At 70.3% G+C, this 13,030-nt stretch carries 8 protein-coding genes and 2 pseudogenes; 3 read left to right on the top strand and 7 right to left on the bottom strand.

Annotated elements, in window-relative coordinates; genetic code table 11:
• Positions 1-93: 93 nt before the first annotated feature.
• Both AC3ERT_RS36105 and AC3ERT_RS36100 read right to left on the bottom strand, forming a co-directional pair.
• Positions 94-6,990 (bottom strand): glycoside hydrolase domain-containing protein, encoded by a 6,897-nt coding sequence (locus tag AC3ERT_RS36105; RefSeq protein ID WP_435179351.1) that lies wholly within the window; start codon positions 6,988-6,990, stop codon positions 94-96.
• 413 nt (positions 6,991-7,403) lie between these two features.
• The gene (locus AC3ERT_RS36100) at positions 7,404-7,595 is read right to left on the bottom strand and encodes a hypothetical protein (protein WP_435179349.1); all 192 of its coding nucleotides are present in this window, start codon (positions 7,593-7,595) and stop codon (positions 7,404-7,406) included.
• Between the two features lie 37 nt (positions 7,596-7,632).
• Here AC3ERT_RS36100 and AC3ERT_RS36095 point away from each other — a divergent pair, with 37 nt between their 5' ends.
• Entirely contained in the window at positions 7,633-7,764 is a 132-nt protein-coding gene (locus AC3ERT_RS36095; protein WP_435179347.1) for a hypothetical protein, read from the top strand.
• A 165-nt stretch (positions 7,765-7,929) separates the two neighbouring features.
• Here the strand turns inward: AC3ERT_RS36095 and AC3ERT_RS36090 are convergent.
• From AC3ERT_RS36090 to AC3ERT_RS36070, 5 genes and pseudogenes are all read right to left on the bottom strand, one after another.
• Positions 7,930-8,151, bottom strand: a pseudogene (locus AC3ERT_RS36090) (creatininase family protein); the annotation flags it as partial.
• A gap of 42 nt (positions 8,152-8,193) precedes the next feature.
• Positions 8,194-8,619 carry a hypothetical protein gene (locus AC3ERT_RS36085; protein ID WP_435179345.1) on the bottom strand — a complete coding sequence of 142 codons (426 nt, stop codon included), beginning with the start codon at positions 8,617-8,619 and terminating at the stop codon, positions 8,194-8,196.
• Between the two features lie 134 nt (positions 8,620-8,753).
• Complete coding sequence (locus AC3ERT_RS36080; RefSeq protein WP_435179343.1) at positions 8,754-9,485, bottom strand: creatininase family protein; 732 nt, start codon at positions 9,483-9,485, stop codon at positions 8,754-8,756.
• Between the two features lie 49 nt (positions 9,486-9,534).
• A pseudogene (locus tag AC3ERT_RS36075) lies at positions 9,535-10,010 on the bottom strand (hypothetical protein).
• Positions 10,011-10,355: 345 nt separating this feature from the next.
• Positions 10,356-11,528, bottom strand: coding sequence for a helix-turn-helix domain-containing protein (locus tag AC3ERT_RS36070; RefSeq protein ID WP_435179340.1), 1,173 nt, complete (start codon positions 11,526-11,528; stop codon positions 10,356-10,358).
• A 624-nt stretch (positions 11,529-12,152) separates the two neighbouring features.
• On the opposite strand from AC3ERT_RS36070, the gene AC3ERT_RS36065 reads away from it, so the two are divergent.
• Both AC3ERT_RS36065 and AC3ERT_RS36060 read left to right on the top strand, forming a co-directional pair.
• A complete protein-coding gene (locus AC3ERT_RS36065; protein ID WP_435179337.1) occupies positions 12,153-12,662 on the top strand; it encodes a DUF6907 domain-containing protein in 510 nt (169 codons plus the stop codon).
• The coding region (locus AC3ERT_RS36060; RefSeq protein WP_435179335.1) for a helix-turn-helix domain-containing protein at positions 12,659-13,030 on the top strand (372 nt) is incomplete at its 3' end. The genes AC3ERT_RS36065 and AC3ERT_RS36060, both read left to right, overlap by 4 nt.

Below are 13,030 nucleotides of genomic sequence, written 5' to 3'. Positions count from 1 at the left end.
AAGGCCCCTCCGGGCGGACAAACGCGTCCGCCCGGAGGGGCCGTTGGGTACGGCGGTGGTGGTCCCGGGAGCGGCGCTCCCGGGACCACCGGTTCAGTGCCCCTTTCCGCCCGCCGCCGACGGCCGGTGGTCCTTGGCCGTCAGGGCGAACCCGACCGTGTACGTCCGGGTGACCGAGCCGTTCGCCGACGTCACCGTGATCGTCCGCGTGGTGAGCTTGGACCCGGTCGAACTGAGCACCTGGCTCCCGTCGGTGACCTTCACCCGCTCGCCGGCCTCCGCGGGCACCGCGGTGACGGTCGGGATCTTGGCGTTCTTCGGCCAGTCGACGACGTAGGTCGCGGTGTCCTTGTCGAACCCGTCGATCGCGGTGCCGCCGACCTTGATGCCGGTGGCGTCCGCGACGCTCGCCTTGGTGGCGTCCGCGACGTTCGTCACGGTGACCGACCCGTCGGCGTTGACCACGACGTCCGCCGTCATCGCCGCTGCCAGGTTGATCCGCTCCCAGCTCGCCTGGCCGTCCGCGGTGAGGTCCAGCGGGTAGCCGGAGTCCGTCGCGGTCTGCTCCAGGACCTGCGTGCGCTGTTCGGTGGTGAGGTTCGGGAACGCCGTGACCAGCAGCGCCGCCGCGTCGGACGGCACCTGCAGGGTCTGGCCGGCCTTGCCGGTGCGGGAGAACCCGTAGCTGAGCCGCTGCGTGTACAGGTCGACGTCCTGCGCGGTGGTCAGCCCGTCGTAGGTGTCGCCCTCGCAGGCGGCGAGCGTGTCGTACCCCTCCTTCTGGCACTGCGCGAGCAGCACGTTCTCGATCTCGGTGTGGGCCTGCGTCAGCAGGGCCGCGAAGTCGGGGTCCGCCCACCGGTGCGCCACGGTGGCCTGGCCGGTGATGCGGCCGCCCATCACGTCGAGCGGGTAGTGGAACCCGAGCACGATGCGGTTGTTGCCGTACTCCGAGGTCCGCGCCAGGATCGACGGCGCCAGCTCCGGCAGCAGCGTGGCGAGGATGGTGCCCGCCTCGTAGCCGCCGTAGGTGTGGCCGCTGGGGTACGAGCCGCTGGTGGCGAGGCTGCTGTACGAGCCGTCCTGCGACTCGTAGATGTCGCCGCCGTCACCGACGAACCCGAGCCGCACGTACGGGCGCAGGTAGTCGTAGTAGTTCTTCGCCGCGTCGTGGGTGTCGATGTCCTGGGTGACCCGGCCGAACAGGGCGTTGGTCTTCGGCAGGTCGCCGCTGCTCAGGGCGTCGCTGTAGATCTTGCCGAGCCTGGAGCCGAGGCCGTCGGCCATCGTGACGGTGGCGCTGTTGTTCGCGTCGATCTCGGCCCGGTCCACCTGGGCCTGCGTGGCGGCGTTGTTGATGCCGACCGCGATCTTGTCGTTCTCCGCGGTCAGCGTGGTGCCGTTCGCCACGGTGGAGTTGGCGCCGAGGGTGCCGGTGCCCAGGTCCTTGATGCCGCTGAGCAGGTCGTTGAAGTAGTCGCTCCCGTCGTCGGTCTTGGGCCACGCGTCGGACGCGTAGTCGGCGTTCAGGGTGTCGGAGGGGAAGGGCGAGGGCGTGTACGACGACGGGTCGGAGCCGTCGTCGTCCGTGGCCGCGGCGTCCACGGCCGAGGAGGCAGCCGGCGTCGCGGTGGCGGAGGTGGATGTGGCCGAGGTGGCCGCGCTGTCCGCGGAGGTCCCGGCCAGGGTGACCGCGGTCACCGTCGCCGTGTGGGCCTTGGCCGCCTTCTTGGTGGTCAGCAGCGCCGTCGTCGCCGTGCCGGGCACGTGCGCCGTGGTGCCGTCGTCCAGGGTCACGACGTAGCCGAGGACGGGGAACCCGCCGTCGCCGGCCGGCAGCCAGCTCACGCGGACCTGCTTGCCGTGGGTGACGACGCTCGTGACGGTCGGCTGCTGCGGCTTGGCGGTGCCGGTGACCACCGGCGCCGTGGCGGCGCTCTTGGCCGAGGCGCCGACCGCGTTCACCGCCTGGACCTGCGCCCGGTACGACCGGTCGGCCGTCAGCCAGGTGAAGGTGGTGCTGCGGCTGTCCGCGTCCTTGACGGTGGCCTCGTGGCCGTCGTCGAGGCTGATCCGGTACCCGGTGACCGGCGAACCGCCGTCGTCCTCGGGTGCGGACCACACGACGGTCACGCTCGTGCCGGACGCCGTCGCCGACACCGCGCCGGGCACCGCCGGCACCGTCTTCGGCTTGGTGACGAGCGCGGCCTGAGCCTTTTGCAGTGCCGTGTAGCGGGCGGTGAGCGTCGCGTCGGTGGCCTGGCCGTCCGCGACCGCGGTCTTGGCCGCGGTCAGGGCCGTGGTGAACGCCTGCCACGACGCGTCGGTGTAGCGCGCGTCGGTGAGCGCCGACGCGGTCGTGACCAGGGCCTCCAGCTTCAGCCGCGGCAGCGGCACCAGCTGGTCGGCGGCGAGCGTCAACGTACGCGTCTGCGTGTCGACTTCGAGCTGGGTCGCGCCGTCGGCGGCCAGCAGGGCCCGGGCGGCGGCCAGTTCACGCTGGTACACGGCGAAGTCGATCGCGTCGTAGCGCGACGTGTCGTCCGCCAGCCCGGCGTACTGGTCGACCGCCTTGCTCAGCGCGGAGGTGTCCGTCGCCGCCGGGGTGTCCGTATGGCTGAAGGTGACCCGGCCCAGGTTCGCGACGTAGGGGTGCGAGGAGTCCGGGGTCGTGGTCAGCCGCAGGTACACCGCGTGCTTGCCGGTGAGGGACTTCGGCAGCGTGACGCTGGTGGTGCCGCCCGAGGACCACGCGCTTCCGGTGACCGGCAGCGCGATGGTCGCGTACGGCGTGCCCGGGTCGGCGGAGTCGAAGGAGTCGAGGTAGAGCTCGACGGCCGAACCGGTGCCGCAGCGCGCGGAGTTGTTGACGTAGGTGAGGGTGACGGTGTTCTTCTCGGAGGTACCGAAGTCGATGTCCCCGTACGCGAGCCAGGCGCCGTCGTAGGTGCCGCCGAGGTCGGTGGCCGAACCCGCGTCGCTCCAGCCGGCCGCCTCGCTCTTGAGGGTGCCGCCGCTGCTGGTGGTGAACGCGGTCGCGTCGAAGCCCACCGGGGTGTCGGCGCTGCGGGTCAGGGTCAGCCCGTAGACGTTGGCGACGTACGGCTGGTCGGAGGTCTGGGTGCTGGAGACGAAGTCCGCGTACACGTCCTGGACGCCGGTGAAGACGCTCGGGTCGAGCTGCACGGACGTGGTGGCCACGGTGCCCCAGCCCGAACCGGTGTAGGCCAGCGGGATGTCGACCTTCTTCTCGCCGTCCTTCGCGGCGAGGTGCAGTTCGATGTGGGAGTCCGACGCGGCCCGCGACTGGGGCTTGTCGTAGCTGACGGTCACGGTGTCGGCGCCGTCGCCGAGGTCCGTGCCCTTCCACTCCGCCCACGCGCCGTTCGACACGTTCTCGAAGATGCCGTCCGACAGCTTCAGCGCGAGCGAGCCGTCACCGGTGGCGGTGGCGGTCGGCGCGGTCAGCGAGGCGACCGTGGTGGTGGGCGAGGAGGTGACCGGGTTCGGCGAGAACTGGTACCAGTCGAAGTTCGACACCCAGTCCTGGCCGGCCGGGGCGTGGAAGACGAACGTCGCCTTCGCCGCGCTGAGCAGCACGTCGGGGGCGGTGATCGTGGCCTGGACGGTGGAGTAGTACTGCCAGCCGCCGGTACCCGGCAGCGAGACGGTGCCGACGACCGGCCCGTCGGCGTCGCCGGCGTGGATGTCGACGCTGCTCGGCGCGGCGTCGGTGGCCTGCGAGTTGGCGTACCGGACCGAGATGCTCTGCGGCGCGACGCCGCCGAAGTCCAGCTTGCCGTACTGCTCCCAGGCGCCGTCGGTGACACCGCCGAGGTCGCCGTCGGAGTAGTACGCCTCGGCCTTGAGGCTGGGCCCGTCCTTGCTGTCGGGGCTCTCGGCCTGGAGGACGGCGTAGCCGCCCTCGTCGATGGTGAGCGAGGAGGCCGCGGAGTTCAGGGCGTCCTGCGCGGCCATCAGCGTGCCGGTGCCCGAGGAGGTGTCCGCCAGCACCGAGCGGGCGTGCTCCAGCGCGGTCTGGAACTGGTTCCAGGCGCCCTCCGCGTAGTTGCCGGTGCGGACCAGGGACGCCTGGTCGATGAGCGCGGCGAGCGAGGTGCGGTACACCGCGGCGGCGGAGATGATCAGCGGGTCGGTCGGGGAGACCCCGGTGCCGGTGACCGTCGAGGCCGAGGTGCCGTGGGCGAAGGCCGCGTCGGCGAAGGAGATGCTGTAGCGGGCGTCGACGGTCGCGGTGCCGTTCAGCGTCACCGTCGCCGTCCGGTTGCCGCTGACGGTCAGGTCGGCGGTGACGCCCTTGGGCAGCCCGGTGACGGTGGCCGCGCCGGACTTCGTCAGGCTGGTCCCCTTGCGGGCGGCGAAGACCGCCGGCCCGGACAGGGTCAACTGCACGCTGCCCTTGACGCTGCCGTCCGCGGCGGTGGCCACGGTCGCCGGCTTCGCCGAGACGGTGGTGCCGCCCAGCTGGGTGCCGGTGCTGCCGGTGTCGGTGTCCAGCGAGTACGCGGGCTTGGTGTCGGTGCCCCACTTGGACGGCTTGGCGCCCATCGTGAAGTCCAGCGTGCCGCCCGCGATGATCTGCGAGTAGTCCAGCCACGTGTTGTCGAACTTCGCGCCGTTGAGCTTGGCGGACTGCACGTAGTAGTTGCTCGACGAGACGCCGTCGGCCTTCACGGTGAACTTGCTGCCGTTGGCGTAGGTGATCGTGGTGGAGTCGAAGAACGGGCTGCCGATCTGGAACTGGCTGGAGCCCGCGGTCACCGGGAACAGGCCGAGCGCGGCGGCCACGAACATCGTCGACATGGTGCCGGCGTCGTTGTCCATGGTCGGCAGGAAGCCGTTCGGGGACAGCTTGTACACCTGCGTGTCGATCGGCGGGGTGAACTCACCGCCCGCGCTGGGCGCTTCGTTGGTGGAGCCCGTCGCGATGTACCGGTTCCAGGTGGTGCCGGTGTAGATCGCGCGCACCCACTTCTGCGTCAGGCTCGGCTCGCCGACGTAGTTGAACAGGTACGGGGCCTGGAGGTCGATCTCGTTGGCGTTGGAGTGCAGCATCGTGGAGCCGTCGTCGGCGCTGGAGTCCTCGCCGAACATGTGCTCCACCGCGGCCTTGCCGGCCTTGCTGCCGCCCATCGCCTTGATCAGGCCGCCCATGTCGTAGGCGTCGTACCAGTTGTACTGCCACAGCGTGCCCTGGTAGAGCCCGGCGTCCTCGAACTTCTCGTAGTCCGTGCTCTGCCAGTCGCCGCCGGTGGCACGCGGGGTGAGCAGGCCCACCTTCGTGCCGTCGGAGGCGGTCCAGGCGTCGGACTTCATGAGGTTGTCGATCGCCATCGTGGACTGGGTCCGCAGCTTCTTCGCGTCCGCGTCCTTGCCGAGCGCGGTGGCGATGATGGACAGCGCCCACTGGTCGTAGCCGCGCTGCACAGTGCTGCCGGGGTCACCGCTGATGTACCCCTGGCGCAGCTGCGCGCCGGTGTAGTAGCCGGCGAGCGACTCCAGCGCGGGGTACGCCTCGTCGAGCCGGTCGAAGTTCTTGTAGCCCTTCGACAGCGCGTCGGCGATCACCACCTCCGAGCGCTCCCAGCGCACCGACGGCACCGACTGGGTGAGGCTGCTCAGGCTCTTGCCGGAGGTGTGCGCGTCGGCGAACAGCTCGATCAGCGACTGCACCATGTCCCGGTAGGTGGCCGGGTCGACGTACGCCTCCACGGAGTACTTCCGGAAGTCGTCCCAGGTGGACCAGCCGTCGTAGTACGTGAAGCCGTTCGTCTTGTGCACCGCGCCGTCCACGCCGCGGTAGGTGCCGCTGGTGCTGGTGGCGTTCACCGGCAGCCCGTACATCCGGTACAGGTGCGTGTAGAACTCCTTCGTCAGCGTCGACTTGGGGTCCGACGCCGCCGAGGACTGCACGTCGACCGCGCCGAGGGTGCTGTTCCAGTCCGCCTTGGTCTGCGCGCGGGCCTGGTCGAAGGTGAGGCCGCCGACCTCGTTCTGCTGGTCGGTGACGGCCTGGTCGGTGCTGATCGGCGAGAGCGTGATGCGCAGTTCGACGTCGCCGCCCGCGGACGGGTCGAAGCCGAGCACGGCGCCGGTGTCGGTGCCGTCCTGCGTCGTCGCGTCGCCCAGCGTGCCGTCGCCACCCCAGCTCTTCAGCGAGGTGACGGGCACGTTCGTGGTGGCCGCGTAGTACATCTGGTAGGCGGCGCCGTTGAAGGAGCCGGCGATCAGCCCGGTGATGCGGGTGGTGCCGTCGGCGAGGGTGGTCGCCTTCATCGTCGCGCGGGTGCGGCTGGTGTAGTTGTTCGCCAGGTCCAGGACGAGTTCGGGCTTCGACCCGGCCGGGAAGCTGTAGCGCTCCAGCGCGGTGCGCGTCGTCGCGGTCATCTCCGCGTCGATCGTCCCGCTGTCCTGTGTCACCGAGGAGTCGGTGCCCGACACCGAGCCCAGCCCGACCTGGTAGTAGCCGGGCGTCGCGGTCTCGTCGTCGTGGCTGAACGGGTGCGCGTACGTGCTGGTCGCCGGGCGCTTGCTGTACTGCACGGACGTGGGGACGACCAGCAGGTCGCCGCCGCCGCCCGAGCCGCCGACGCCGTCGAGGTCCGTCGCGGTGAACCCGGCGATGTGGCTCTGGTTGTAGTCGTAGCCGGAGTGGTTGCGGTCCGGCGTGGTCATCGGGTTGACCTTGGCGAGGCTGTGCGGCGCCTCCGCGCCCGGCAGGTCGTTGCCGTCGTCGCCGGCGGTCGACACGAACGGGTCGACGAGCTTGGTGTAGTCGGTGCCGGACGAGCCGGTCGACGTGGTGGAGGCCGCGGGCGACGCCGCGGCGGTGCCGGCGCCCGCGAGGGCGGCGACGCCGAGCGTGCCGGCGACCAGCGCGGCGAGGGCCGCGCGTATCGGCCGTCTGCCGCGGCGGTCGCTTCTCGCGAACGCCACCGCGGGCAAGGGTGGTTGGGATCTGGCGTGCATGTCGCCTCTCCGGAGTGCGGCCCGTCCGCATGCCCCGGCGACGGCGGGGACAGCAGACATCGTTGTCAGCCACCAATTCCGGGGTGTGCGGAACGAGACGGATAGGGACGTGCGGGAGCGCCCCGCACGGTTGTGGACGTGTGTCATCACACACCCGGCAGGAGTACAGCGTCTAAACGGAATCCGCACAAGCGGTTTCGCACAACGCTGTGACCTCATCTTTTGCTGTCGGGGCGGTGAGGGGGTGGGCCCGGTGGGTTTGCTGGGCCGGGTGCGGTGGACGGTGCGCGGGGGTGCGGTCCCCGGGGGCGGGGCGGGGGTGCCGTGCCCGGGGGCGGGGCGGGGTGCCGTGCCCCCGGGGGCGGGGCGGGGTGCCGTGCCCGGGGGGCGGGGCGGGGGGCGGGCCGTCCTCGTCAGGGGAGGGCCCGCACCATGGCGGTCAGGACCGGCGAGTCGGGCGATGGCCGGCTCACCCCGAGGTCCTGGTACCCCCAGGAGACGTACAGGTCGTGGACCTTGCCGTCCCCCGCCTCGGGGTTGACCATCAAGGTCGCCTGCGGCTCACCGCGTGCGGACAGGAGGCTGTCGTGAATCGCCTTGGACACCCCGGTCTTGCGCCAGGGGACGCGTACGCCCAGTTCCTTGAGGGCCAGCGTCGGAACGGAGGTGACCGACTCGGCGAGGGGCGAGGTGATCCTCTTCCAGTACCGGTCGTCCTGCTCGACGGTGTTGGCGTACGCGTATCCGACGGCCGGCCCCGACAGCGCTCCGTGAGCGGGTCAACGCTGCCTGATCGATCTGGCAGAGGAGCCCGCGACGCTTCACCGAAGCGGCCGTCGTACTCCCGAGCCTGATCGCCGACACCGAAGCGGCCTTGCGCACCTCGTACACCGAGGCCGAGAGCGGCGCGTTGCGAGAAGCGCAACGGTGCGCTGCCGATCATCGTCGGTCAGGTCGTCGTCCCGTCTCGCCCAACGCCTTGAGGTGGGCTTCGAAGTCGTGGGTGAGGCTGGTCAGGACGGCTTTGCCCTTGGCCGCCGTGGCGTGGGAGGGGTAGCCGATGACGCCGGTGTCGGTGTAGGCGCGCGTGCCGTGGGTGAGGAGGAAGGGGCGGTCGGGGGCGGCGTGGTCGGCGGTTTCGTAGCCGGGGCGGACGAGGTCGGGTTCGGCGTGCTTCGCGGGTTGCGATGGGTGTGCTGTGCCTCAGTCCGGCTGGCAGGAGTGGAATCGGCGGAGCAGTTCGAGGGCGGCCGGGCTCTCCGCGTCGAAGGTCTGGTTGTGTTGTTCGAGAGGAAGGTCCGGTGCCCAGATGCGGGCGCCGTGGCAGCGGTAGCAGAAGGCGATCTCGAAGAGCTGCCCGGTGGAGTTGTGGGCCCGGATTCCCCAGCCTGGGAGGAAGCAGCGGTACCGCTCACTGCCTGGTAGATCGGCGATCAGAGACAAGGCCTGCTGGGCTTGGTCGCCCTCCCAGATGGCGGCGGTGTCGCCTGCCAGGTCCTCCGAACTGAGGTGCCTGACAGGATCGGTGATGCGGACGACCTCGACGAGTTCGGTCTTCCCATGGGTGAGCGGCAGCAGCATGTCCCCAGGCTCGCCGATCGCGACCTGGCTGGCCAGAGACGGGCTCACGGCGGCGGGACATTCGGAACATCAGGCGGAAAGCCGGTGGTTGCTGACCGCTGTAGTGGTACGGACGGAGGGGAGCAAATGCTCGGGCTTGCTTCCGTGGTGCCCACGTGGGCAGCGGCGTCCGCCCAGCCAGCTCACTGTCGGCCGTCGATCGGTCTGGGTTCGCCCAGCGCGTGGAGGTGGGTTTCGAAGTCGTGGGTGAGGCTGGTCAGGACGGCTTTGCCCTTGGCCGCCGTGGCGTGGGAGGGGTAGCCGATGACGCCGGTGTCGGTGTAGGCGCGCGTGCCGTGGGTGAGGAGGAAGGGGCGGTCGGGGGCGGCGTGGTCGGCGGTTTCGTAGCCGGGGCGGACGAGGTCGGGTTCGGCGTGCAGGAGGATCGAGGTCTCTATCTCGCCGGCGTGCATGTCGTCGTGGGAGTTGGTGGCCAGACCCGCGTGTTCGCGGGCGCGGGTCCATTCGGCCGGGGTGGGGAAGAGGGTCATACGGGGTTCGGTGAGGTTGGTTTCCTGGACGACGTTGGACAGCACGTAGTTGCCGCCGTGGCCGTTGACCACGACGAGCTTGAGGATGCCGGACGCTTCGAGGGATTGGGCGATGTCGGTGATCACGGCGTGGAGGGTGCGGGCGCTGATGCTGACGGTGCCGGGCCACGTGCCGTGTTCGTGGCTGCACGCGATGGTGACCGGCGAGAGCGGCAGGACGGGGTACGCAGCGGCGATCTCCCGGACGAGGACGCAGGCGATGGCGATGTCCATGACGAGCGGCAGGTGGGAGCCGTGCTGTTCGTAGGAGCCGACGGGGAGGACGGCGACGCGCGGTGCCTGCTGCTGGACATCGACGGTGGTCAGGGTGGGGAGCAGGTTCACGGTTCTCCTCGCGTACGACTCAGCTGCCTCGCACCGCGTTCGGTTGGCGTCAGTCCCGGGTGGCGCCGTCGGGCCAGATGACGGAGTAGGGCACGCCGGTGCGTTTCGCGTAGGCGACGACGTCGGCGGTGCCCCCGTAGCCGCGGGCCGGTTGGCCGTCCCAGACGGCCAGCAGGAGGTCCACGACGCCGACGAGGATTTCGCTGCCGGCCTGGTGGGCCTCGGAGGTGGATTCCTTGAGCCCGGTGACGTGGACTTCGGATGCTCGCCGGAGCAGCGCGTCGTAGGTGGCGTGATGGGACTCGGGGAGGTTCTCGCGGTATTCCTCGGCCGGGATGACGACTTCGATCTGCCCGCCGCGGTCGAGGACCGCTTCCGCGAACCACGCGTCGGGCCGTCCGCGATGCAGCTGACCCCGATCAGGTCGGTCGGCTGGTACTGCTCGATCACCGTGGTGAGTGCGGCCCGGACGAGCCGCGCCGCATGGTCCGGCAGTCCGCGGTGGCCGGTGATGCCCAATCGCACGTTGACCTGCCCCTACGTTCGTCGCTGATCAGAGGCAGACGCCGTGGAGTCGTTCGTCGAAGTCCCTGGCGACCTTCGGCGGGGTGGACGAGGTGTGGGAGCGGCGTACGGCTCGGGCCCTCTCCACGATCCGACCGGAACGGTAGCGCACGCCCGTCTCCAACGACCGGGTTGCGAGGGCGAATGCGCCATCGACCCGCCCGGATACCAAACGTCCTTGTGCGAGATCGAGTTGGAGGAGCGCGCGCTGCTTCGCGTGGCCGGAGGCGAGTGCTTCCCCTGCTTCGTCCGAGCCGGGACTGCGCGTCGAGCAGTCCTTCGGACGGCCTCTGCTGTCGTGCGGGATCAGAACTGGATGTGGGCCTTCTTCGCCAGTTTCACGATTCTCGGGTTGCTCCGCTTGTGGGCGGAGGTGAGGACGCGGAGGACTTCCTGGGAGGTGGGGTGGACCTTCGCCATCTGGGGTGCGAGGGCCCAAGCCTGCTCCAGGTCTGCCAGTGCGCCTTCGCGGTCGCCCAGGGCGAGCCTGGAACGAGCGGCGTTCATATGGAGAGGGCTGGTCCGGGTAGCCGGGAGAGACACCCCGCCCCGTACGAGGTCCTCCAGAGTGCTGATGGCGTCCGCGTGCCGACGCAGGTCGCCGCTGGTCGCGATCACGTGGACGGCGGTGTTCTCCGGCCCGAACTGGATGCCGCAGCGCTCGACGTCCTCGGTGAAGCCCTCCGCCATGGCCCAGGCGCGGTTGATGTGCTGGTCGGCGGTCCTCTTGTCCTGGAGGCGTCCGGCCAGCGTCAGACCGCGCAGGTGGAGGACTCCCAGGGCGTAGGAGCGTCCCGGCCCCGTAGTGCTCTCCTCCGCCTGGGCGATCGCGCGGTCCACGACCGCCAGCCCGTCGTCGAACTCGCCGTGGTTCAGGTAGACACCGGCTTCGTCCCGGGCCGCCAAAGCCGCGGTGACCGGGTCGGACTGCTGCGCGGCCAGCTTCTGCTTCGTGACGGCGAGATCGGCCAGCGTCATCCAGCGGTGCCGGGCGGCCAGCCAGTACACGGTGGAGTACGCCTCCACCACCAGGGCCCAGGCTTCCGGCGTGCCCACGGTGTGCGCGTGGTCCTGCGCCCCGGCGACCAACCTGGGCAGGTCGATGAGGACCTGATCCAGGTCGGCGCTGTTGCGTGCCTCGCCGGCGGCGGCCAGCGCGGCCATGATCTCGTCTTCGGTCATCTCGGGCTCGCGGGGCAGGTCGAACCTGCGCACCGCGCTGTTGAGGGCCTTGAGGGAGCCTGCGGCGTCGAGGGGGACCGGCGTCGTGCCGAGTACTTCTTCGAGTGACAGGCTCATCGCCCGCGCGAGGGAGGCCGCGACGCCTTGGGTCAGGGTGCGCTCGCCGCGCTCGATCTTGCCGAGTTGGGACGTGGACACCCCTGCTGCTGCGGCCAGCCGGGCCTGCCCCCAACCCCGTTCCTTCCGGAGTCGGGACACGTTCGCGCCGGGCCCGGGAACTGCGATGACTGATCCCATATCGCCTGTGTCTCTCTGATCGCTTTCCTTCCCGCCATGGTCACCCACCATCCTTACCCCGCAGTGGGCTTGTGCACTTCTTGTGCACTTTCGCATGTCGTTTCCGTCGTTGACTGATTACAGAAAGCAGCGTTGCCCCGGTCGATCCGACGGTCGGGGGCACCCGAGACGTCCGCGAAAGGTGTGCCTGTGGCCCCCAGCTTCCGCTTTCACCATGTGCTCCCTGTGGGTCGTCAACAGCCGCTTGTGCATCTCCATGTACGACGAGACGCGCATCAGCCCGTTCTGCGTCCGCGGTCCGCCGACTCCGAGACCGGCAGGGGCCCGCACATGATCAACGGCCTCAGCGACGGCACATGGGGATTCCGCCCCCCAACGCGCGGGCTTGGGAAGGTCGTCCGGGCCGCTCTGCGTCTCGATGCCGAGTCGCCCACGACCGCTCATGCCGCCGGGCGGACCGGTACCGAGGAACTCGGGGAGAGCTGGGAGTTGGCCGACCCGGTCCTGCCGCGCGCTCTCCTCGCCTTCTTCACTCCTCACCCAGCAGACGCGGCCACCCGAGCGCCGCCTGCTCAACGCCGCCACCCGATTCCACCGACCGACCACGAACAGGAACTCCGCCCCATGAACCCCGCCTCCGCCTTACCTACCACCGAGCCCGACGCCACCGCCGACTCGGAACGGCAGTGGGCGATCACCACGACTACCGGCGAGCGCACCACCGGCTACCTGCCGCCCTGGGCCACCGAGAACCCCAGCGAAGACGACGTGCCTCCTCAGGAGATGACCGCGCGGCTCGCCGGCATCCGCCACGTCGCCGAGTTCCCCGGGCAGGTCCTGCGCGCGTACTCGCCCGGCAACACCACCGACACGCCGCAGGGGATGGAGATCCTGCGCGCCGGCATCACTTGCACGCCCTACGCCTCCGCGCCCGAGCCGGCCATCCCGGTCGCCACGGTGTGGATCGCCGACGCGCACCAGATCGCCGACCTCGACCCGACGGGCCTGGCCGAGATCATCCAGAGCCTGCGCTCCGTCGCCGACCGACTCGACCACGTCGTCATCCCCCACCTCAACGACATCCGCACCGCATGGACCACCCACCACACCTCCCGGACGGAGGCCCGCCCGTGAGCACCGACACCCCTCAACTCACCCGCATCGCCGCGTCGTTCGCGGCCGGTCAGGTCAGCGCCCGCGCCCTGTACGCCCACCACCTCGCCTTCCTCCGTGAGAAAGCCGGCCTCTCCCTCCAGGGACTGGCCGACCAGTGCCACTACGAACAGTCCTACCTCCACCGCCTGGAAACCGGCGGCCGCCTCGGCACCCTCACCGTCGCCCAAGCCCTCGACCGCTACTACGCAACCGGCACCCTCCTCGCCACCCTCTGGCGCCTGGCCAAACGCGAAGCCAAACACGCCGCAAACGGACTCACCGCCCTCGAAGCCGCCGCCACCACCATCCAGGAATACGCCCTCACCACCATCCCCACCCTCCTCCAG

This window comes from Actinacidiphila sp. bgisy145, assembly GCF_057708125.1.
The sequence above is the reverse complement of the archived record's forward strand: the minus strand, read 5'-3'. Positions and strand labels throughout refer to the sequence as shown.